Genomic DNA, 19,532 nt, shown 5'->3' with positions numbered 1-19,532 from the left:
TCGCGGGTCTGACCTACCGATATGGCCGATCCCAAACGGCGTTCCCCCGCCTCTCGCCCCGCCAAACCCGGCGAGGCGAAGCGGGGGCGCGCCGGGAACGGCACGTCGGCCGCCAAGGCGGGTAACCGGCCCAAGGCCGAGCCCCGGCGGGTCCCGGAAAATTTGCCGGTCCCCGTCACCGAGCCCATCCGGCAGGCCTACACGGAGTCGGTCGAGCACCATGCCGAGCAGCGCCTGGGGTCGGCGGCGCGCCGGGCGGCGATTCTCGCCGTCGTGGTGTGCGTGCTGACCCTGACCATCGCCGGACCGGTGCGCACCTTCTTCGCGCAGCGCACCGAGATGCAGCAGTTGGCCACGGCAGAGTCCCAATTACGTTCGCAGATCAGCAATTTGGAGCAGCAAAAGGTGAAGTTGGCCGACCCGGTGTACATCGCCGCGCAGGCCCGTGAGCGGTTGGGCTTCGTGATGCCGGGCGATATCCCGTATCAGGTGCAACTGCCTCCCGGTGCCGTCGCGACGCCTGTCGCGCCCGCGCCGTCGCCCACCGCGAAGAGCAACCAGCCCTGGTACACCGCGCTGTGGCACACCATTGCCGATCAACCGCACGGCCTGACGCCGACGCCGACGGTCGTGCCGCCCGGCCCTGATGGCGCCGTGCCCTCGACTGACCAGCCCGCACCTCAGGCGCCGCCCGGTGGTTGAGACTGCTGATCTGGAAGCCGTTGCGGCCCAACTGGGGCGGGAACCGCGTGGGGTGCTGGAGATCGCCTACCGCTGCCCCAACGGCGAACCCGGCGTGGTCAAGACCGCACCGCGGTTGCCCGACGGAACCCCTTTTCCCACCCTGTATTACCTGACGCATCCGGCGCTGACAGCCGCGGCCAGCCGGCTCGAGTCGTCCGGGCTGATGCGGGACATGACCGAACGTCTGCAGGCATCCGAAGAGTTGAGCGCGGCCTACCTGCGGGCGCACGAGTCGTTCCTGGCCGAGCGGGACGCCATCGAGTCGCTGGGGACGACGTTCTCCGGCGGCGGGATGCCGGACCGGGTGAAGTGCCTGCATGTGGTGATGGCGCATTCGTTGGCAAAAGGCCCGGGCGTCAACCCCTTTGGCGATGAGGCGCTGGCGTTGTTGGCGGTCGAGCCGGCGATGGCCGGGATTCTGGATCCGAAGGTGTGGGTGTGAGTTCGCGGGTTGCGGCGGTCGATTGCGGTACCAATTCGATCCGGCTGCTCATCGCTGATGTCGCCGACGGTCGGTTGCGCGACGTCCATCGCGAGATGCGGATCGTCACCCTCGGTGAAGGTGTCGACGCCACAGGTGAATTCGCGCCCGCCGCGCTGGCCCGGACCGAGGCCGCGCTGGCCGACTACGTCGACGTGATGCTGGCGCACGATGTGTCCAAGGTGCGGATGGTCGCGACCTCCGCGGCCCGGGATGCCGGCAATCGCGATGAGTTCTTCGCGATGACGGCCCGGCTGCTGGGCCGGGTGATGCCGGCCGCCGTGGCCGAGGTGATCACCGGGACCGAGGAAGCGGCGTTGTCGTTCCGCGGCGCCGTCGGCGAATTGGACCCGGCGACAGGACCTTTCGTGGTCGTCGACCTGGGCGGCGGTTCGACCGAGGTGGTGCTCGGCGGGTCCGGTGCCGCGGTTGCGGACGTGGTGGCCAGTTTCTCGGCCAACATCGGCTGCGTGCGGCTCACCGAGCGATGCCTGCTGTCGGACCCGCCCACCGCCGACGAGGTGGCGGCGGCGCGTGCTGTGGTGCGCGAGAAGTTGGCTGAGGCTTTGGACGTCGTGCCCGTCGAAGGTGCCCGCACCTGGGTCGGTGTGGCCGGCACGTTCACCACGGTGGCCGCGCTGGCCCTGGGCCTACCGGAGTATGACTCCGAGGTAATTCACCTGTCCCGCATCGGAATTCCCGATGTCTTCAAGGTATGTGACGACCTGATCGCGATGCCGCGGGCGCAACGCGCCGAGCTCGGCCCCATGCACCCGGGCCGGGTGCCGGTGATCGGCGGCGGGTCGGTCGTCGTCGAGGAATTGGCCCGCGAATTCGGTCAGCGGGCGGGGATCACGGAATTGGTGGTCAGCGAGCACGACATCCTGGACGGCATCGCGCTGTCGGTCTGACGCCGAGCGTGGGGGTTTCCGCGGAAATCCCTCGTCAACCCCCACGGTCGACGGTCGAGATTTCTAGCTAGACCTTGCAGTTCGGGCGGTTGTGGCAGTGGTGTCCGTCGCGGCATGCGTTGCACTGACAGCCGCACGTCGACACGTTCTTGGTGGAAACCTTCATTACTGTTCACCCCTGATTGTCTCGGCTTATCGAGATATGACTACTTCACCATAGTTCGATCGGGGTGCCGCGTGAAGGCTGCGGACAGACCGACGGTCGGAAGCTGGTTGGCTTCCGACCGTCGGCCTGGGGGTGATTCAGTTGGCTGTGTCGTCCGAGGTCTGGACGATGGGCGCGGCCGGAGCGGCGGGGGCACCCAGTTGGCGGGCGACGAAGTCCGCGGCCTGGTTGGCCATGCCGTTGAACTTGTAGGCGCTGTGGGCAGAGCGGTCCATGCCGCCACCGCAGATCGGGTCGCCGGGGGCGCACAGCTGGATGGTCTTGCCGGCGTAGGCGCCGCCGATGTTGATGGCGGGGGCGCTGCGGTCGGCGACGCTCAGCACGAAGGGGCTGGGGGTGCCGAACAGGACCACCGCTGCGACGTGCGAGGCGACGGACGAGGGCATCGGGCCGCTGATGCCGGCGGGCAGGACGAACCCGGCGGGCACGCTGCTCATGGTGCTGTAGCCGGCGACGGCGGCGCCCTGCGAGTAGCCGCCGATGACGATCTTGGTGGCGGGGCACGAGGCGGCGATGGACTCGATGCGGTTGGTGGCGTCGGCGACGCCCTCGGCGGCCTGGCCGAAGTCCAGGGAGGCGGGGTAGTTCACGCCGTAGGCGTCGATGTTGCGGCCGGGCATGCGGGCGTTCAGTGCATCGACGAAGGCTTGGCCGGTGGCTCCGACGCCGGGGCCTTCGAAGGTGCCGCGGGCGAAGACGACCTCGACGTTCGCACAGGAGTCGTCGGCGGCGTTGGCGGTGGCGACCGGGCCGGCGATGGCGCCGACGGCGATCGTGAAGGCGGCCACGGCGGTCAGTGCCACCTTGTTGGCCACGTTACGAATGGCGCTCATGTTGTTTCCCCGTCCTTGAAGTTCCAGTTGCCTGGTATAAGCCGAACGGGGGTGCTGCGATTCCGGCGGGCCGGTGTGACGTACCGCATATCTAGGGTGGCTAAGCATGCGGGATGAACTGCGGTCCGGAATGCGTTGACTACGCGCCGGCGCCCTAGCCCATGGCTGGAAGGCCGCTGGAGGGCGTGTTCGATCTGGAAGCGTCAACTTTCATTGACTGTCAGGGAAAGTTGACGGCTCCGAATCGACTGTGTCGAAGGAGAGGCTCCGACGTCAGCCCGACTTCGCGGTGCTCTTCTTGGCCTTGGTGGCTGCTGGTGCCGTCGGCGGTGCCGAGGGCACGGGTGCCGCAACGTGCGCCGGCGGCATGATCACGGGGCCGCACATGTCGATGGCTTTCTCGGTGTACACGCGATAGCCGTAGTCGGGGTTGTAGCCGTGGATTTCGGGAGTGTCGAGGTCGCGCAGGAAGGTGAGGATCTCGCGGCTGAACACCTGACCCGGCACCAGGACGGGGAAGCCCGGCGGGTACGGCGTGACGAACGTCGCCGAGACGACGTCCACGTCGTTGTCCAACTTCTCGAATACTTCGTCGGTGGTGAGGTATTCGCAATTGGTGTCGGTGTAGGACAGGTAGAAGGCGCGGCGCACATCGCCTTCCGGCGTGGGCACGGCACCGTTGGCCCATGCTACGTCGGAGAACACCGGGTGGAACCCACTGAAGTTCGGCAGCGAGGCCGCCGAGGTGGTCAGGCGTCGCACCTTCTGCTCGAACCGGCTGCGCTCACCGAGGCCCATCTCGGAGACCGACTCGTCGAGTTCGGCGGCGATCTTCACCAACACTTCGACGAGGAAGGCGACCGAACTGCGCGTGGTGCCGATGTTCGTCATGAACAGCACCGTGTTTCGCGAAGTCTTGTTGATCTGCACGCCGTGCCGGTCCATCAACTGCTCACGTTTGAAGGTGTCCCCGTCGTAGCCGGTGTGCCCGATAGACAGGGTGATCCGGGACGGGTCCAGTACGAACTCGTCTTTGTCCCACGCGGTCATCATGTTCTGCAGGCCGGAGCGCAGCGGCTGTTCGATGTGGCTGGCGCGGAATTCGTCGGGGATCAGATCCGAGGTGCGCAGGCACCGCATGTACTTGCTCAGTAACGGGTGGTTGTCGATCGCGTCCCGCAATTGCATGGCGTTCTCGATCTGGCGCTGTACCAGCTCGACTCCCTCCAGCGCCACCTGCCGCCGGCCCAGATCCAGCGACGCCAGAATTTGGTAGTTGGGCGACGTCGACGTGTGCGCCATGTACGCCTCGTGGAAGGCCTCGGCCACCTTCTGCTCGAAGTCCTGATCGAAGACGTGGATCATCGAGCCCTGACGTAACGACGTCAGCGTCTTGTGCGTCGACTGCGACGCGTACACCCGCACGCGGGCCTTCGCCGGGTCCGGGATCAGCCGTCGATCGAGCAATTCCTGATCGGTAGGCGGCTTTTCGATGTCGGCCTTCAACTGATTCTGATACGTGGCGAGGTACTCGGGGTCGGCCAGCTTGTCGCGCAGCCGTCGGGCTGACGCCATGGCCGTGCGGTCCCGGTACACCGGATGGAACCGCGCGAACGCGAACCATGCTTCGTCCCAGAGGAATACCAGATCAGGCTTGATGGCCAGGCATTCCTCCATGACCCGCTGCACGTCGTAGACGATGCCGTCGAAGGTGCAGTTCGTCAGCGAGATCATCTTGACGCGGTCGAGCTTGCCGGCGTTCTTGAGTGCCAACAACTTTGACTTGATTTCGCGCAGCGGCACCGCGCCGTACATGGTGTAGTCGGGCAGCGGGTAGGCCTCGAGATAGATGACGTTGGCCCCGGCCATCATCATCCCGTAGTGGTGCGACTGGTGGCAGTTGCGATCGAGTAGCACGATGTCGCCGGGCGCCACCAGCGACTGGGTGACGATCTTGTTGGCCGTGGACGTGCCATTGGTGACGAAGTAGGTGCGCCGCGAACCGTACGCTTCGGCCGCCAGCTGCTGGGCTTCGCGCAGTGGCCCGGTCGGCTCCAGCAGCGAGTCCAGCCCGCCGCAGGTGGCTGACGTCTCGGCCATGAATACGTCCAGCCCGTAGAAGCTGACCATGTCTTTTATCCAGTGCGAGTTGACAATTGACTTGCCCTGGCTGATCGGCAGCGCGTGGAACACCCCGGTGGGCCGGTGGCTGTACTGCTTGAGTGCACTGAAGAACGGTGTCCGGTAACGCTCGGCGACGCCCTGCAGAATCGACAGGTGCAGTTCCAGCACGCCCTCGCGGGCGTGAAACACCCGGCGGAAGTGCGGACCCAGCCGGCCGGCGATGTCTTCGACCTCGATTTCCGTCATGAGATACAGGTCGAGTTCGGGCCGCAGCTCCTGCAGCGACGACGCGAGAATCTGCGCGCGCTCGTCGGGCGACTTGTGGTCGTCCAGCACTGCGGACACCTTGGTGTCGATGAACTGTGCAAGCGCCGACAGGTCGCGCTCGGACTGGTGGCTGAACCGCCGCCGGATCACGACGGCCTGGAGGTTGACGTTCAGACGGGCCGCGATCAAGGCCTCGTCGCCGCTGGCGACCACGACCAGCTCGTAGACGAACTCATCGTCGGGCCGGCGCCAGCTGCGGACCTCTGCGCGCAGCGCCTGCTCCTGCGCCTCGGTCATCTTCTCGACGATCAGTACCTCGAAGTACAGCTGCTCCCTGCGGGTGACGGGCTGCTGTTCCAGCGTGCGCGGGTCGGTGGGGAACATGTCTGTGTCGTCCATGCCGGCGTTGTCGATGTCGCCGGTCCGGTAGGACTCGGTGGTCAGCGCCCGATTGATCCGGGCGACTGCCTTCGCGAATTTGTCGTAGCTCCCCCCGTTGAACAACCGCTGCACCTTGGCGAACTGGACAGAACCGGGATATGCCCAGTACGGCTCCAGCGGAGTGAGGGTGGCGAGGAGTTCCCGGCAGACACCGATGTACTGGTCCTTGAGATCGCCGACGGTGGTGGTTCGGGTCAGCCGATCCGCGGCCTCTTCGAGGCGGCACCATGCGTCGCCCCGCAATTGCCAGACACTGTTGTACGCGCGCGAATTGTCTACCATTTCCAGCCTTTTCAAAGGTGCTTTGGGTGGGACGGCATCAAGGTTCAGCGTTCCACCGTCGGTTGCTGATGTCAGGCGAATGCTGTGCGTCCATTGCATGGCGGAAAAAAGAAGTCGAGCTGTGAGCGCCGAGCTGTGAGGATGAACCCGTGATCGACGACTGGCGCAGCATCAATCTGGCGAACTGGGAGGCGCGGGTGCCGCTGCACACCGCACTCGATGGCTACGACCTGGCTGCCTTCGACGACCCCGAGTACCTTTCGGCCGTAGTGCGCTACGACTTGCCGCGGCTCGGGCAGCTCGACGGCCGCGACGTGGTGCACCTGCAGTGCCACATCGGTACCGACACGGTATCGCTGGCCAGGCTCGGTGCCCGCTCGGTAACGGGGCTGGACTTTTCGCCGGCCGCCCTGGACGCGGGCCGGGACCTGGCTCGTCGCGCCAACGCCGATGTGCGCTTCGTCGAGTCCGACGTGGACGGTGCGGTCGGGGCGCTCGGCGCGGGATGCTGCGACGTGGTCTACACCGGCATCGGCGCCCTCTGCTGGTTGCCCGACATCCGTCGGTGGGCGGCTGTCGTCGCCGAGCTGCTGAGGCCAGGGGGACGGCTGTTCATGCGCGAGGGGCACCCCGTGCTGTGGGCGATCTGCGACCCCCGGCCGGACGGTCTGCTGGTGCTGGAGTATCCCTACTTCGAGACTGGCGGAACGGTTTTCGTCGAACACGAGAGCTATGCCGGCTGCGGTGCAGTCGCCGCGCCCGAGTCGGTCAGCTTCAACCACGGTCTCGGGGAGATCTTCACCGCGCTCACCGAGGCCGGGCTTACCGTCACCGCATTGGAAGAACATCGCGAGGTGCCGTGGAATCCGTTGGGGGAGGCGATGATCCCCAGCGCCGACTTCGAAGAGGAGTATGTCCTCGCCAGCGGGCGTGACCGGATGCCTGTGACCTACACCCTGCAAGCGGTCAAAGGCTGACGCTACTCCTGGAAGCGGTACCCCATCCCGGCCTCGGTCAGCAGGTGCTTGGGGTGTGACGGGTCGACCTCGAGCTTGCGGCGCAGCTGGGCCAGGTACACGCGCAGGTAGTGGGTCTCCTTCGCGTACGCCGGACCCCACACCTCTTTGAGCAGTTCCTCGCGGCCCACCAGCTTGCCGCGGTTGCGCACCAGCATCTCCAACATGCCCCATTCGGTGGGGGTCAGGTGCACCTCGTTGCCGCTGCGGGTCACCCGCTTGGCCGCGAGATCGACTGTGAATGACGATGTTTCGACGACGGGCTCGTCGGTCTCGGACGCCGCCGCGCCGCGCCGCACGGCGGCTCGCAGCCGGGCCAGGAACTCGTCCATGCCGAACGGCTTGGTCACGTAGTCGTCGGCCCCGGCGTCGAGGGCCTCGACCTTGTCCATCGAGTCGGTGCGCGCCGACAGCACGATCACAGGAGCCGTGAGCCAGCCGCGCAGCCCGGCCAGCACGTCGATGCCGGACATATCGGGCAGACCGAGGTCCAGGATCACCACGTCGGGTTTGTGTTCCGCGGCTGCTTTCAATGCCTCGGCGCCCGTGGCCGCGACGGTGACGTCGTACCCGCGCACCGACAGGTTGATCCGCAACGCACGCAGAATCTGTGGTTCGTCGTCGATGACCAGAACCCGTGTCACACCCGATCCTTTCCCGCGGCTGCCAGGTCCACCACGACGGTCAGCCCGCCGCCGGGGGTGTCGGTGGCAGAGATGGTGCCGCCCATTGCTTCGACAAAACCGCGCGCGACCGAAAGACCAAGTCCCACACCGGTGCTGTTGTCGTGGTCGCCGAGGCGCTGGAACGGCGCGAAGAGTTGCTCTTCGGCGCCGCGGGGGATGCCGGGCCCCTCGTCGACGATGGTGATCAGCACCCGGTCGCCGATCTGTCCGGCGTTCACCCGTACCACGCTGCCCGCGGAGTAGCGCAGTGCATTGTCGATGAGATTGACCAGCACGCGCTCCAATAGGCCTGCGTCGGCCAGCGCGACGGCGTCGCCCACTTCGACCTTGACCCGTTCGAGCCCGCGGTGCCCGTAACCGGTTGCACCCCGGCTGATTCCGAGCAGCGCCCGCTGCACGACCTCTTCCATGTACACGCGCCGCAGCTCCGGTTTCACCACCCCGGCGGCCAGCCGAGACGAGTCCAGCAGGTTGCCCACCAACGCGGTCAGCTGGTCGACGGATTCCTCGACGGTGGCCAGCAGTTCGGCGGTGTCTTCAGGGGAGAAGCCGACGTCCTCACTGCGCAGGCTCGACACCGCCGCCTTGGCCGCGGCCAGCGGGGTGCGCAGGTCGTGGCTGACAGCGCTGAGCAGGGAGCGGCGCAGTTCGTCGGCTTTGGCCAAAGCCTCGGCGCGGCCGGCTTCTTCGGCCAGCGCACGCTGGCGCACCAGACCTGCCGCCTGTCGGGCGACGGCGCTGAGCACCCGACGATCGCGGGCCTCGGTCCTGCGACCGGCCATCAGCAGCCAGTACTTGTCGTCGCTGACCTCGATGGCGGTGTCGGCGGAATCGACTGTCACACAGGGTTCTTTGCCGACACAGGCGACGATGCCGTCCTCCTCGTGCAGCAGGCTGACAGCCCGTTGCGCGTAGGTCTCACGGACCCGTTCCAGCAGCGTGGTGAGGTCGGCGCCGCGCAGCACGCTGCCCGCGAACAGGGCCAACAGCTCGGCTTCGCGAGAGGCATGGCGGGCCTCCCGGGAGCGTTTGGCGGCGCCGTCGACCAGCGCGGCGACCGCGACCGCGACGGCCAGCAGCACCACGATGGTCAGGGCGCTGTCCGGGTCGGCGATGGTGAAGCTGTAGCGCGGGGTGACGAAGAAGTAATTGAGCAGCAGCCCGGACAGCACCGCCGACAGGGCGGCCGGCGCGACGCCGCCGAGCAGCGCGACGATCAGCACGCCGATGAAGAACACCGCGCTCTCGCCGCCGATGTGCAGGAACGGGTCCAGCAGGGAGGCGATGGCGGTGATGATGCCGGGCACGACGACAGCGGCGAGCCAGGATGTCAGGTGCCGCTGGCCGCGGGTTGCCGTCGACCACGACCAGCCGGGCTGGGACTGCTCATGGGTGACCATGTGCACGTCGATCTTGCCGGAGTGCTGGACGGTCTTGGCGCCGATGCCCTCGTCGAAGAGCCGGGCCCACCGCGACCGTCGTGATGTGCCGAGCACCAGCTGGGTGGCGTTCATCTCGCGGGCGAAATCCAGTAGGGCACTGGGTACGTCGCCGTCGCTGCCGCCGACGACGGTGTGCAGCGTGGCGCCCAGGCTGGCCACCAGCTCGCGCACCCTGCCCATCTGGGGTGCGGAGACGCCGGTCAAGCCGTCGCCGCGGACGACGTGCACCACCATCAGCTCGGCGCTGGATTTGGAGGCGATGCGTGACGCCCGTCGGACCAGGGTCTCTGATTCCGGACCGCCGGTGACCGCCACGACGACGCGTTCGCGGGCCTCCCAGGTATCCGAAATATTGTGTTCGGCACGGTATTTCGCGAGCGCGGCGTCGACCTGATCGGCCAGCCACAGCAGTGCCAGTTCGCGCAGGGCGGTGAGGTTGCCCTGCCGGAAGTAGTTCGACAGCGCCGCATCGACGCGTTCCGGCGCGTACACGTTGCCGTGGGACAGTCTGCGGCGCAACGCTTCCGGAGTGATGTCGACCAGTTCGATCTGAGCGGCACTGCGCACCACGGAGTCCGGCACCGTCTCCTGCTGCTCGATGCCGGTGATCTGGGCGACGACGTCGTTCAGGCTCTCGAGGTGCTGGACGTTGACGGTGGAGATGACGGTGATGCCGGCGTCGAGCAACTCCTCGACGTCCTGCCAGCGCTTGGCGTTCTTGCTGCCGGGGGTGTTGCTGTGCGCCAGTTCGTCGACCAGCACCACCTCAGGGTGGCGGGCCAGCACCGCCGGGACATCCAGCTCGGCGAACGTCCCGCCGCGGTAGTCGATGAACCGCGGCGGGATCCGTTCGATGCCTTCCAGCGCCTCCGCCGTCTTCTTGCGGCCGTGCGTCTCGACCACGGCCGCGACCACGTCGGTGCCGCGCTCGAGCCGGCGTCGTGCCTCGCCGAGCATCGAGAAGGTCTTGCCCACGCCGGGGGCTGCGCCCAGGTAGATGCGTAACTCGCCCCGCTTGTCCGGCACGTCCATGTGTCCCATTGTCCAGTAGGTCAGCTACTGGACGGGTACTTCTGGTCCAACGCCAGATTGAGTTGCAGGACGTTGACCCGAGGCTCGCCCATGAAACCCAGGGCACGGCCACTTGTGTTGTCCTTCACCAGAGCCCGGACCTGGTCAGCCGAGATGTGTCGGACCTTGGCGATCCGGCCCACCTGCAGGTCGGCGTAGTCGGTCGAGATGTCTGGGTCCAGGCCACTGCCGCTGGCCGTGACGGCGTCAGCCGGCACCTGCGGGTCGGACGGCGCCGAGCCGCGGATCGCGACGATCTGTCCTGCGGTGTAATCCTCGCCGTACTTGGCGCATTCGACCCGCACACCCTCATAGGTCGCAGCGAAGGGAGCCTTGGTCGTCTCGCACGGCTGGTTCACACTGACCACCTTGGTGGGATGAGTGACGTTGCCCGTGGCATCCCGCGGCCCGATCACCGACAGCACCGCGCCCACGCCGTCCGAGGTGCAGAACGGACGTGCCCCGGAAGTGTGGTCCAGGCCCTCGGTGTCCGCGACGCCGTAGCTCCGCGTGCACACCTGGGTCAGCAAGCTGGGTTTGAATCCGGCTTCGCTTGCCGCCTTGCCTGCCTTGATCTCAGCCGGGTCACCGGGCGTGTCGACAATGCTCTCGGGGCCGAGGTTGCTCGCGCCGCTGGCCATCGGGTCGTACCCGGTGCCGGCGTTGGACGGCCGACCCTGGAAATACTGCGGCAGCACATTGCCTTTTGCGTCGGTGTACAGCTGGCCGATGAGCGAGCTGCCGACGACCTTTCCGCCCGCGGTGACGAGTGAACCGTCGGCCTTGTCCTTGAGCCCGGGGAGCTGAGCGACGGCCCAGACGAGCACAGGGTAGGCCAGGCCCGTGATGACGGTCAGGACCAGCAGCGCGCGCAGCGCTGCGATGTGCACGCGAATCAGGTTGCCAATATTCATGATTAAGACATCCCCGGGACGAACTGAATGATGAGGTCGATGAGCTTGATGCCGACGAACGGGGCGACGATGCCGCCGAGTCCATAGACGTACAGGTTGCGGCTCAAGAGCTTTGACGCGCTGCTGGGGGTGTATCGGACACCGCGCAGCGACAGCGGGATCAACGCGATGATCACCAGGGCGTTGAAGATCACCGCGGACAGGATCGCCGACTGCGGGCTGTGCAGCCGCATGATGTTCAGCAGATCCAGGCCGGGGAACAGGGCCACGAACATCGCCGGGATGATCGCGAAGTACTTCGCGATGTCGTTGGCGATGGAGAACGTGGTCAGCGCGCCGCGGGTGATCAGCAGCTGCTTGCCGATCTCCACGATCTCGATGAGCTTGGTCGGATCCGAGTCGAGGTCGACCATGTTGCCGGCCTCTTTCGCCGCCGAGGTGCCGGTGTTCATCGCGACGCCGACGTCGGCCTGGGCCAGCGCGGGGGCGTCGTTGGTGCCGTCACCGGTCATCGCGACGAGCTTGCCGCCCGCTTGTTCCCTCTTGATCAACGCCAGCTTGTCCTCGGGCGTGGCTTCGGCCAAGAAGTCGTCGACTCCGGCCTCGTCGGCAATCGCCTTGGCGGTCAACGGGTTGTCGCCGGTGATCATGACGGTGCGGATGCCCATCTTGCGCATCTCGTCGAACCGCTCCCGCATGCCCTGCTTGACGACGTCCTTGAGGTGGATGACGCCGAGCACTTCGGCCTTGCCGTCCTGAATGCGGCCGACCACCAGCGGGGTGCCGCCTGCCGCGGAGATGCCGTCGACGATCTCGCCCAATTCGATTGGCACGGCGCCGCCGTGGCCCCGAATCCAGTCGGCGACGGAGTTGGCCGCTCCCTTGCGCAGCTGCTGGCCGTCGTGCAGATCGACACCGGACATGCGGGTCAGGGCGGTGAACTCAACCCAGGTGGCGTCGGTCAGCTCGCCCGGCGTGCGGGCGCGCAGGCCGTGAGCCTGCTTGGCGTACACCACGATTGACCGACCCTCAGGGGTTTCGTCGGCGAGGCTGGAGAGCTGCGCCGCGTCGGCCAACTGCTCAGCGGTGACACCGGGCACCGGGAGGAAGCCCGACGCCTGCCGGTTGCCGAGAGTGATGGTGCCGGTCTTGTCGAGCAGCAGGGTGTTGACGTCACCGGCGGCTTCGACCGCGCGGCCGGACATGGCCAGCACATTGCGCTGCACCAGCCGGTCCATGCCGGCGATGCCGATGGCGGACAGCAGTGCGCCAATTGTGGTGGGGATCAAGCAGACCAGCAGCGAGACCATCACGATGCCGGTGACGCCGAAGGCGTCGAGCGCCTCGGTGTCGGGCACACCCGGGTTGTTGGCCTTCGAGTAGATGGCCAGCGGCTGCAGCGTGGCGACGGCGAACACGAAGATGATCGTCAACGCGGCCAACAGGATGTTCAGCGCGATCTCGTTGGGGGTCTTCTGCCGGTTGGCGCCCTCGACGAGCGCGATCATCCGGTCGACGAAGCTCTCGCCCGGCTTCTGGGTGATCTGGACGACGATCCGGTCGGACAGCACCGTGGTGCCGCCGGTGACGGCGCTGCGGTCGCCACCGGATTCCCGGATGACGGGGGCTGATTCGCCGGTGATGGCCGACTCATCAACGGAGGCAATGCCTTCCACCACGTCGCCGTCGCCGGGGATGACCTGCCCGGCTTCGACCACGACGATGTCACCCTGCTGCAGCAGCGGAGCGGCAATCTCCTCTTCGGTGCCCGGTTGGCCCGGAGCCCAACCGCTCAGTTGGCGGGCCATGGTGTCGGACTTGGTCTTTCGCAGGCTCGCGGCCTGGGCCTTGCCGCGACCTTCGGCGACGGCTTCGGCCAGGTTCGCGAAAACGACTGTCAGCCAGAGCCAGAACACGATCAGCCAGGCGAACCAGCTGGGCTGCAACGCGGCCAGGACCGTCGACCAGACGGCGCCGATCTCGACGATCAGCATCACGGGGTTGCGCCACAGGGTGCGCGGGTCCAGCTTGCGCAGGGCGTCCGGCAGCGACTTCAACAGCATCTTGGGGTCGAGCAGGCCGCCTTGCACGCGGCCCTTGCTCTTGGCGTCGTGCGTCTGTGCGGGGTGGTCGGGGTCGGCGACCCCGACTGTTGCGGTTTTGGTGGACATCTAGTGGATTCCTTCAGCAAGGGGGCCGAGCGCCAGCGCCGGCAGGAAGGTGAGGGCGACCAGGATCAGTGTCACGCCGGCGACCATGCCGACGAACTGCGGGCGGTGCGTCGGCAGGGTGCCGATCGACGGGGGAGTGCTGCCCTGCTTGGCCAGAGAACCTGCCAAGGCCAGCACCAGGATCATCGGCAGGAAGCGGCCGATCAGCATCGCCAGGCCCAAAGCCGTGTTGTACCAAACGGTATTGACCGAGATGCCCGCGAACGCCGAACCGTTGTTGTTGGCCGCGGAGGTGAAGGCGTACAGCACCTCGGACAGGCCGTGCGGGCCGGAGTTGAGCATCGCCGCGCGTTCACCCGGCAGGGCCATGGCAAAAGCGGTGCCGGTCAACACGATGAGCGGGGTCACCAGGAAATAGCTTGCCGCCAGCTTGATCTCCCGCGGAGTGATCTTCTTGCCCAGGTACTCAGGGGTGCGCCCGACCATCAGGCCGGCCACGAACACCGTGATCACCGCGAGGATCAGCATGCCGTACAGGCCGGACCCGGTGCCGCCCGGCGCGACCTCGCCGAGCTGCATGTTGAACATCGTCATCATGCCGCCCAGGGACGTGTAGGAGTCGTGGAACGAATCCACCGCACCGGTCGAGGTCAGGGTGGTGGCGGTGGCGAACACCGCGGAATTTGCCACGCCGAAGCGCTGTTCCACGCCTTCCATGGCCGAGCCGATGGCGGTGGGGACGGTGCCGTGGTGCTGGCCCTGGAACAGCATCATCAAGCTGACGCTGATGGTGGCCAGGGTGGCCATGACCGCGACGATCGCATAGCCCTGCTTACGGCTGTCGACCATGCGGCCGAAGGTCCGCGGCAGTGAGAACGAGATCACCAGCAGCAGAAAGATTTCGATCCAGTTGGTCCAGGAGTTCGGGTTCTCGAACGGGTGCGCCGAGTTGGCGTTGAAGAAACCGCCGCCGTTGGTGCCCAATTCCTTGATGGCCTCTTGGCTGGCGACCGGGCCGCCGGCGATGGTCTGCTGCGCGCCGGCCAGGGTGTTGGCGATCTGGTCGTGCAGGTGGAAGTTCTGAATGGCGCCACCGGCGATCAGGATGAGCGCAGCAATGCCCGCGAGCGGCAACAGGATTCGGATGGTGCCGCGCACCAGGTCGACCCAGAAGTTGCCCAGCTCGGTGGCGTGCCGGCGGGCGAACCCGCGCACGAGTGCGACCGCGACGGCCATGCCGACGGCGGCCGACACGAAGTTCTGCACCGACAGGCCGGCCATCTGGACCAGGTGGCCCTGGGTGGTCTCACCCGAGTAGGCCTGCCAGTTGGTGTTGGTGACGAAGCTGACCGCGGTGTTCCACGCCAGGTCGGCCGTCATCGGCGTCGCCGGGTTGTTCAGGTGCAGCGGCAGCAAGCCCTGCACCAACTGGAAGACGAACAGGAACAGCAGGGAGATGGCGGAGAAGGCCAGCGCGCTGCGGGCGTAGGCGCCCCAGTTCTGTTCGGCATGCGGATCGGCGCCGATCGCCTTGTAGATGAGACGTTCTGCGCGCGAATGCTTTTCGGACGTGTACACGCGGAACATATAGTCGCCCAACGGCACATGCACCGCGGCGAGCGCGACGATCAGCGAGAGCAGGAACGCGATTCCTGCGGCGGTGGTGCTCATCAGAACCGCTCCGGGAAGAGCAGTGCGGCGACGAGGAACAGTGCGATCACCAGACACAGCACCAGGCCGATGGCGTTGACGTAATTCACAGGCGTTCCACCGCCTTCTGGATTACACCGAACACCGCGAACAACGCGATGGTCAGTACGACGTAAATCGCGACAGACATGTTGGCTCCGTTTCGGGCGCGTCTCGGCAGCGCCACGAGCGGAAGTAAACGCCGCCCGGATGGGTCCGGCGCTGATCTTGATGCTTTCCTTACGGGCTCTGTGTGTTCATTTACGGACTCCTTGCAGGCGCGGTGACGTGGGTCATATTCGGGGAGGATTTCGGGGTGTGATAGGGCTACAGTGGCCGATGTTTGCCCTGGTCAACAAGGTTGATCGAGTAGTTTGGGCTGGCGATTCACCGGCGGTGCCCGGCATCTTTACACCCCAGAAACATTCGCGCCGAGTGGCGTTAAGAAGCCGCAAGTTTTTGGTGCGGTCATATCAAGACTGTGGCAGAGCCGGCCGTTGTCGCTGGTGACACGGGTAAGCCTGGAGCAACACACCGCTTTTGGAGGTCTCATGTTGCTGTCCGCTGTACCGGGCATTGAAATTGCCTGTCCGGCAGCGTCGCTATCCGAGTCGGATGTCGCTCGGCGGGTGGTCAGCGACGGAATTCTGGTCAGTGCTGTTGGCGGCCTGGAGCTTGATGCGGTGCTTGCCCTCGGCGTGGCACCGGGGCGGATCGGTGTGCACTGCGATGACCTCACCGACGACCAGATTCTGTGGGCGGCGCGTATGGGCATAGGCCGACTGGTGATTTCGTCGGCACACCAGGCCGACGTGCTGTCTTCCTGCGCGGGCCTGGGCCTGCGTGGAGTGTGGCTCCAGATGGGATGCGGTGTATCGGTCCTGCGCGGGCGTCCCGGGTTGTGTATCGCCGGCTTGGAGGCTGATTGCGACGGAGCCGAGTGCACGGCAGTGGTCGACAACCTGATGGGCGAACTGGCCGACATCCGCTGGCACGCTCTTGTTGGACGATTGGGGATTTCGGGTCTTTGCCTGGACCGCGACGCAGTCGACGAGATCGATGACGCAGTGACCGAGGGGTGCATCAGGTACCGGCTGCCACGGCCTCAGCTGACGTTGTGCAGTGCCTAGCTCCCGGTAGGTGGTGTTCTCACGGCGTTCTACCGGCTAACGTGCCAGTCGTGTGGGGTCGATCACCCCTCAGACTCGGGAGGTTTTGGTGTTCGACGTCGTCGGTGGAGTGCTGCAGAAGCTGGGCCGTGTCGGGGAGTCCGTGAACGCGGTGAAGCGGCTCTATGAGACCGGATTTCTGGATCTGTCCAACCCCGGGGTGATGGTGGAGACCGCCAAGAACGCGCCGATATTCGGCCCGCAGGCGTCCATGGCCATCCAGGGCGGACGCAAATACGCGGACCTGCCGGCGCTGGTGGATGAACGCGGCACCTTGACCTACGGAGAGGTGAACGACCAGTCCTGGGCGCTGGCGCGCGGGCTACAGGGCCTGGGCGTGACGGAAGGCTCTGTGGTCGGGCTGCTGTGCCGGGACCATCGTGGCCTGGTCCTTGCCATGGTCGCGTGCGGAAAGCTCGGGGCCCGGCTGGTGCTCATGAACACCGGGTTCGCCAAGCCGCAGTTCGCTCAGGTCTGCGAGCGCGAAGGCGTCAAGGTGGTGCTGCACGACAGCGAGTTCCTCGGCCTGCTCGATGCCCTGCCCGCGGACATGCCGCGGGGGTTGACGTGGGTCGACGAGGGCGTCGACGTGCCCGAGTCGATGCTTACCCTGGACGCCATCATTGCGGCCAACTCCACCGAGCCGCTGCCCGCGCCGAGCAAGGCGGGTGGATCGGTCATCCTCACCAGCGGGACGACGGGCCTGCCGAAGGGTGCGCCGCGCAGCTCGGTGTCGCCCCTGGCGACGGCGCAGATCATCGACCGAATTCCGTTTCCGCGCAAGGGAACCATGGTCATCGTCTCGCCCATCTTCCACAGCACCGGGTGGGCCACCTATACAGTCGGCGCCGCGTTGGGCAACAAGGTGGTGACCGCCCGGCGCTTCAACGCCGAGCGGACCCTGCAGCTCATCGCCGAACACAAGGCGCAGATGCTCGTCGCGGTGCCGACGATGCTGCACCGCATCGTCGAACTGGGACCCGAGGTCATCGGCAAGTACGACACTTCGTCGCTGAACACCATCCTCATCGCTGGGTCGGCGCTGAGCCCGGAGCTGTCCAATCGGGTCCAAGACACCTTCGGCGACGTGCTCCACAACTTGTACGGCTCGACCGAATGCGCCATCGCCAGCGTCGCCACCCCGGCCGAACTGCGTCTCGCCCCGGGCACCGCCGGACGGGCGCCGGTCACGTGCGAGGTGGTGCTGTACGACGAAAATGACCAACGCATCAAGGGAAACAACCGTCGCGGCCGCATCTTCGTCCGCAACGGCGCACCATTCGCCGGCTACACCGACGGCCGGACCAAGCAGATCATCGACGGCTACATGTCCAGCGGTGACATGGGGCATTTCGACGACCACGGGCTGCTGTTCGTCGATGGCCGTGACGACGACATGATCGTCTCCGGCGGCGAGAACGTCTTCCCGCAAGAAGTCGAAGAACTGCTCGCCGAGCGGGACGACATCTTTGACGCGGCCGTGGTCGGCGTCGATGACGTCGAGTGGGGCAAGCGCCTGCGGGCATTTGTCGTGTTGCAGCCCGGCGCCGCGCAGGACCCCGAGGAGATCAAGGCGTTCGTCAAGAACAATCTGGCCCGGCACAAGGTGCCCCGCGACGTGGTGTTCATCGATGAGTTGCCGCGCAACACCACCGGCAAGTTGCTGCGCCGGGTACTGATCGAGATGGACGTCTAGGGCAGCGATGCCGACCGAACTCAGTGCCGACCAGGCCGCGGCCCGGTTGGGGCCGGTCGACACCATCGGGATCACCCTGGGTCCCGGGCAGCCCCCGGCTGTGCTGCGGGCGCTCGGTGCGCGCCAGGACTGGACGAATCTGCGAGTCTTCGGTGCGCTGTTAGCCGTTGGTACCGAACTGTTTTCGCGTCCGGGCGTGCACTACGTGTCGGGTTTCTTCGGTCCGATCGAGCGGGCGCTGCGGGACATGGGTGCCGACATCGAGTTCGCGGCCGCGGACTTTCGCCGGTTCGCCCCATTGCTGGAACGGCAAGCGCCGCGGGTGATGACCACGGTCGCGACGCCACCGGATGCCGACGGTTGGTGCTCGCTGTCGTTGCACGCCGGCGGGACCATCGACGAGTTGCGCCGCGCCGGCGCCGACCCGCAACGCCTCCTCGTCGTCGAGGTTTCCGACGCCTACCCAAGGACTTTCGGCTACGGCTCGCACCGTCATGCACTGCACGTCGACGAGATCGACATTCTGGTGCGCTCGACCGACGCCCCGCTGGCCCTGCCCGGGAGCGATGTGCCGCCCACGGACGTTGAGCGCGCGATCGCGCAGCACGCCGTCGGCTTCATCGGTTCGGGGGCGACGCTGCAGACCGGAATCGGCGCAATTCCCAACCAGATTGCCACCTTGCTCGCCGAGGGCGACGGCAGCGGGTACGGCCTGCACACCGAGATGTTCACCGACGGCTGCATGCACCTGCATCGCGCCGGCAAGATCAGCAACACCGGCAAGGGCCAGTACGACGGCGTCAGCGTGACGACCTTCGCTTTCGGGTCGCAGGAGCTCTACTCCTGGCTCGACGACAATCGCGATGTTGCGTTCTTGCCCGTCGACATCGTCAACTCGCCGGAGGTGATCGCCGCCAACACCGGCATGGTCTCCATCAACGGTGCACTCGCGGTGGATATTCAGGGGCAGGTGACCGCCGACACCATCGACGGGGGACAGTTCAGCGGGATCGGCGGCGCGGAGGACTTCGTGGCCGGGGCCGGGCTGGAGCTGTCGGACCGCTCACTCATCTGTCTGCCTTCGACTTTCGTGAAGGACGGCCAGTTGCGGTCGCGGATCGTGCCGTGGTTCGGGCCGGGCGCCGTCATCACCACACCGCGGCACCAGGTCGACGTCATCGTCACCGAGTACGGTGCCGCGGAATTGGAAGGCAAGACCGTCCGGGAACGCGGTGAGGCGTTGGCGGCCGTCGCGCACCCGCAGTTCCGGGACGCCCTGTTGGCAGCGGCACTGCGCGCCGCGAAGGGGCGCTCGCCGGTCGAGAACTACGCGGATCTTCCGGCGCAGTCGCAGAACTCGTGATTCACT

15 protein-coding genes are annotated in these 19,532 nt (G+C 66.5%); 7 read left to right on the top strand and 8 right to left on the bottom strand.

The features are described from left to right. The first annotated feature begins 21 nt into the window (after window positions 1–21). The 3 genes from ACNO8X_RS26275 to ACNO8X_RS26265 are packed head-to-tail and all read left to right on the top strand — an operon-like array spanning window position 22 to window position 2,136. On the top strand, window positions 22–702 hold the full coding sequence (locus ACNO8X_RS26275) for an FtsB family cell division protein (protein WP_418003382.1): 681 nt from the start codon (window positions 22–24) through the stop codon (window positions 700–702). Continuing rightward, a complete protein-coding gene (locus tag ACNO8X_RS26270; RefSeq protein ID WP_418003381.1) occupies window positions 695–1,186 on the top strand; it encodes a DUF501 domain-containing protein in 492 nt (163 codons plus the stop codon). Before ACNO8X_RS26275 ends, ACNO8X_RS26270 begins: the two co-directional genes overlap by 8 nt. Continuing rightward, window positions 1,177–2,136: an exopolyphosphatase gene (locus ACNO8X_RS26265; protein ID WP_418003380.1), complete on the top strand. Its 960-nt coding sequence runs from the start codon at window positions 1,177–1,179 to the stop codon at window positions 2,134–2,136. Before ACNO8X_RS26270 ends, ACNO8X_RS26265 begins: the two co-directional genes overlap by 10 nt. Before the next feature lie 303 nt (window positions 2,137–2,439). On the opposite strand, the gene ACNO8X_RS26260 is transcribed toward ACNO8X_RS26265, so the two are convergent. Further along, entirely contained in the window at window positions 2,440–3,195 is a 756-nt protein-coding gene (locus tag ACNO8X_RS26260) for a cutinase family protein (RefSeq protein WP_133763343.1), read from the bottom strand. A gap of 273 nt (window positions 3,196–3,468) precedes the next feature. Beyond that, on the bottom strand, window positions 3,469–6,309 hold the full coding sequence (locus tag ACNO8X_RS26255) for an aminotransferase class I/II-fold pyridoxal phosphate-dependent enzyme (protein WP_418003379.1): 2,841 nt from the start codon (window positions 6,307–6,309) through the stop codon (window positions 3,469–3,471). A gap of 149 nt (window positions 6,310–6,458) precedes the next feature. Here ACNO8X_RS26255 and ACNO8X_RS26250 point away from each other — a divergent pair, with 149 nt between their 5' ends. Then, a complete protein-coding gene (locus tag ACNO8X_RS26250) occupies window positions 6,459–7,286 on the top strand; it encodes a class I SAM-dependent methyltransferase (RefSeq protein ID WP_418003378.1) in 828 nt (275 codons plus the stop codon). 2 nt (window positions 7,287–7,288) lie between these two features. Here ACNO8X_RS26250 and ACNO8X_RS26245 read toward each other — a convergent pair whose 3' ends face one another. The 6 genes from ACNO8X_RS26245 to ACNO8X_RS26220 all read right to left on the bottom strand — a co-directional run bounded on the left by ACNO8X_RS26245 (window position 7,289) and on the right by ACNO8X_RS26220 (window position 15,369). Next, window positions 7,289–7,969 (bottom strand): response regulator, encoded by a 681-nt coding sequence (locus ACNO8X_RS26245; RefSeq protein ID WP_043398993.1) that lies wholly within the window; start codon window positions 7,967–7,969, stop codon window positions 7,289–7,291. After that, complete coding sequence (locus ACNO8X_RS26240; protein ID WP_418003377.1) at window positions 7,966–10,494, bottom strand: DUF4118 domain-containing protein; 2,529 nt, start codon at window positions 10,492–10,494, stop codon at window positions 7,966–7,968. Before ACNO8X_RS26240 ends, ACNO8X_RS26245 begins: the two co-directional genes overlap by 4 nt. Window positions 10,495–10,505: 11 nt before the next feature. Further along, entirely contained in the window at window positions 10,506–11,438 is a 933-nt protein-coding gene (locus tag ACNO8X_RS26235) for a potassium-transporting ATPase subunit C (RefSeq protein ID WP_418003376.1), read from the bottom strand. 2 nt (window positions 11,439–11,440) lie between these two features. Next, window positions 11,441–13,501: a potassium-transporting ATPase subunit KdpB gene (gene kdpB, locus ACNO8X_RS26230; protein WP_418006041.1), complete on the bottom strand. Its 2,061-nt coding sequence runs from the start codon at window positions 13,499–13,501 to the stop codon at window positions 11,441–11,443. 108 nt (window positions 13,502–13,609) lie between these two features. Then, window positions 13,610–15,280: a potassium-transporting ATPase subunit KdpA gene (gene kdpA, locus ACNO8X_RS26225; protein ID WP_418003375.1), complete on the bottom strand. Its 1,671-nt coding sequence runs from the start codon at window positions 15,278–15,280 to the stop codon at window positions 13,610–13,612. Continuing rightward, the gene (locus tag ACNO8X_RS26220; RefSeq protein WP_418003374.1) at window positions 15,280–15,369 is read right to left on the bottom strand and encodes a potassium-transporting ATPase subunit F; all 90 of its coding nucleotides are present in this window, start codon (window positions 15,367–15,369) and stop codon (window positions 15,280–15,282) included. Before ACNO8X_RS26220 ends, kdpA begins: the two co-directional genes overlap by 1 nt. 480 nt (window positions 15,370–15,849) lie before the next feature. Here ACNO8X_RS26220 and ACNO8X_RS26215 point away from each other — a divergent pair, with 480 nt between their 5' ends. The 3 genes from ACNO8X_RS26215 (at window position 15,850) to ACNO8X_RS26205 (ending at window position 19,526) form a co-directional block, all read left to right on the top strand. After that, complete coding sequence (locus tag ACNO8X_RS26215; RefSeq protein ID WP_418003373.1) at window positions 15,850–16,428, top strand: hypothetical protein; 579 nt, start codon at window positions 15,850–15,852, stop codon at window positions 16,426–16,428. Window positions 16,429–16,516: 88 nt separating this feature from the next. Beyond that, on the top strand, window positions 16,517–18,163 hold the full coding sequence (locus tag ACNO8X_RS26210) for an acyl-CoA synthetase (RefSeq protein WP_418003372.1): 1,647 nt from the start codon (window positions 16,517–16,519) through the stop codon (window positions 18,161–18,163). A gap of 7 nt (window positions 18,164–18,170) precedes the next feature. Further along, window positions 18,171–19,526, top strand: a complete 1,356-nt coding sequence (locus tag ACNO8X_RS26205) for an acetyl-CoA hydrolase/transferase family protein (protein ID WP_418003371.1) — start codon at window positions 18,171–18,173, stop codon at window positions 19,524–19,526. The last annotated feature ends 6 nt before the right edge of the window (window positions 19,527–19,532 follow it).

The organism is Mycobacterium sp. PDNC021 (genome assembly GCF_048282635.1).
Classification (GTDB): domain Bacteria; phylum Actinomycetota; class Actinomycetes; order Mycobacteriales; family Mycobacteriaceae; genus Mycobacterium; species Mycobacterium llatzerense.
This window is presented reverse-complemented; position numbering and strand designations above follow the sequence as displayed.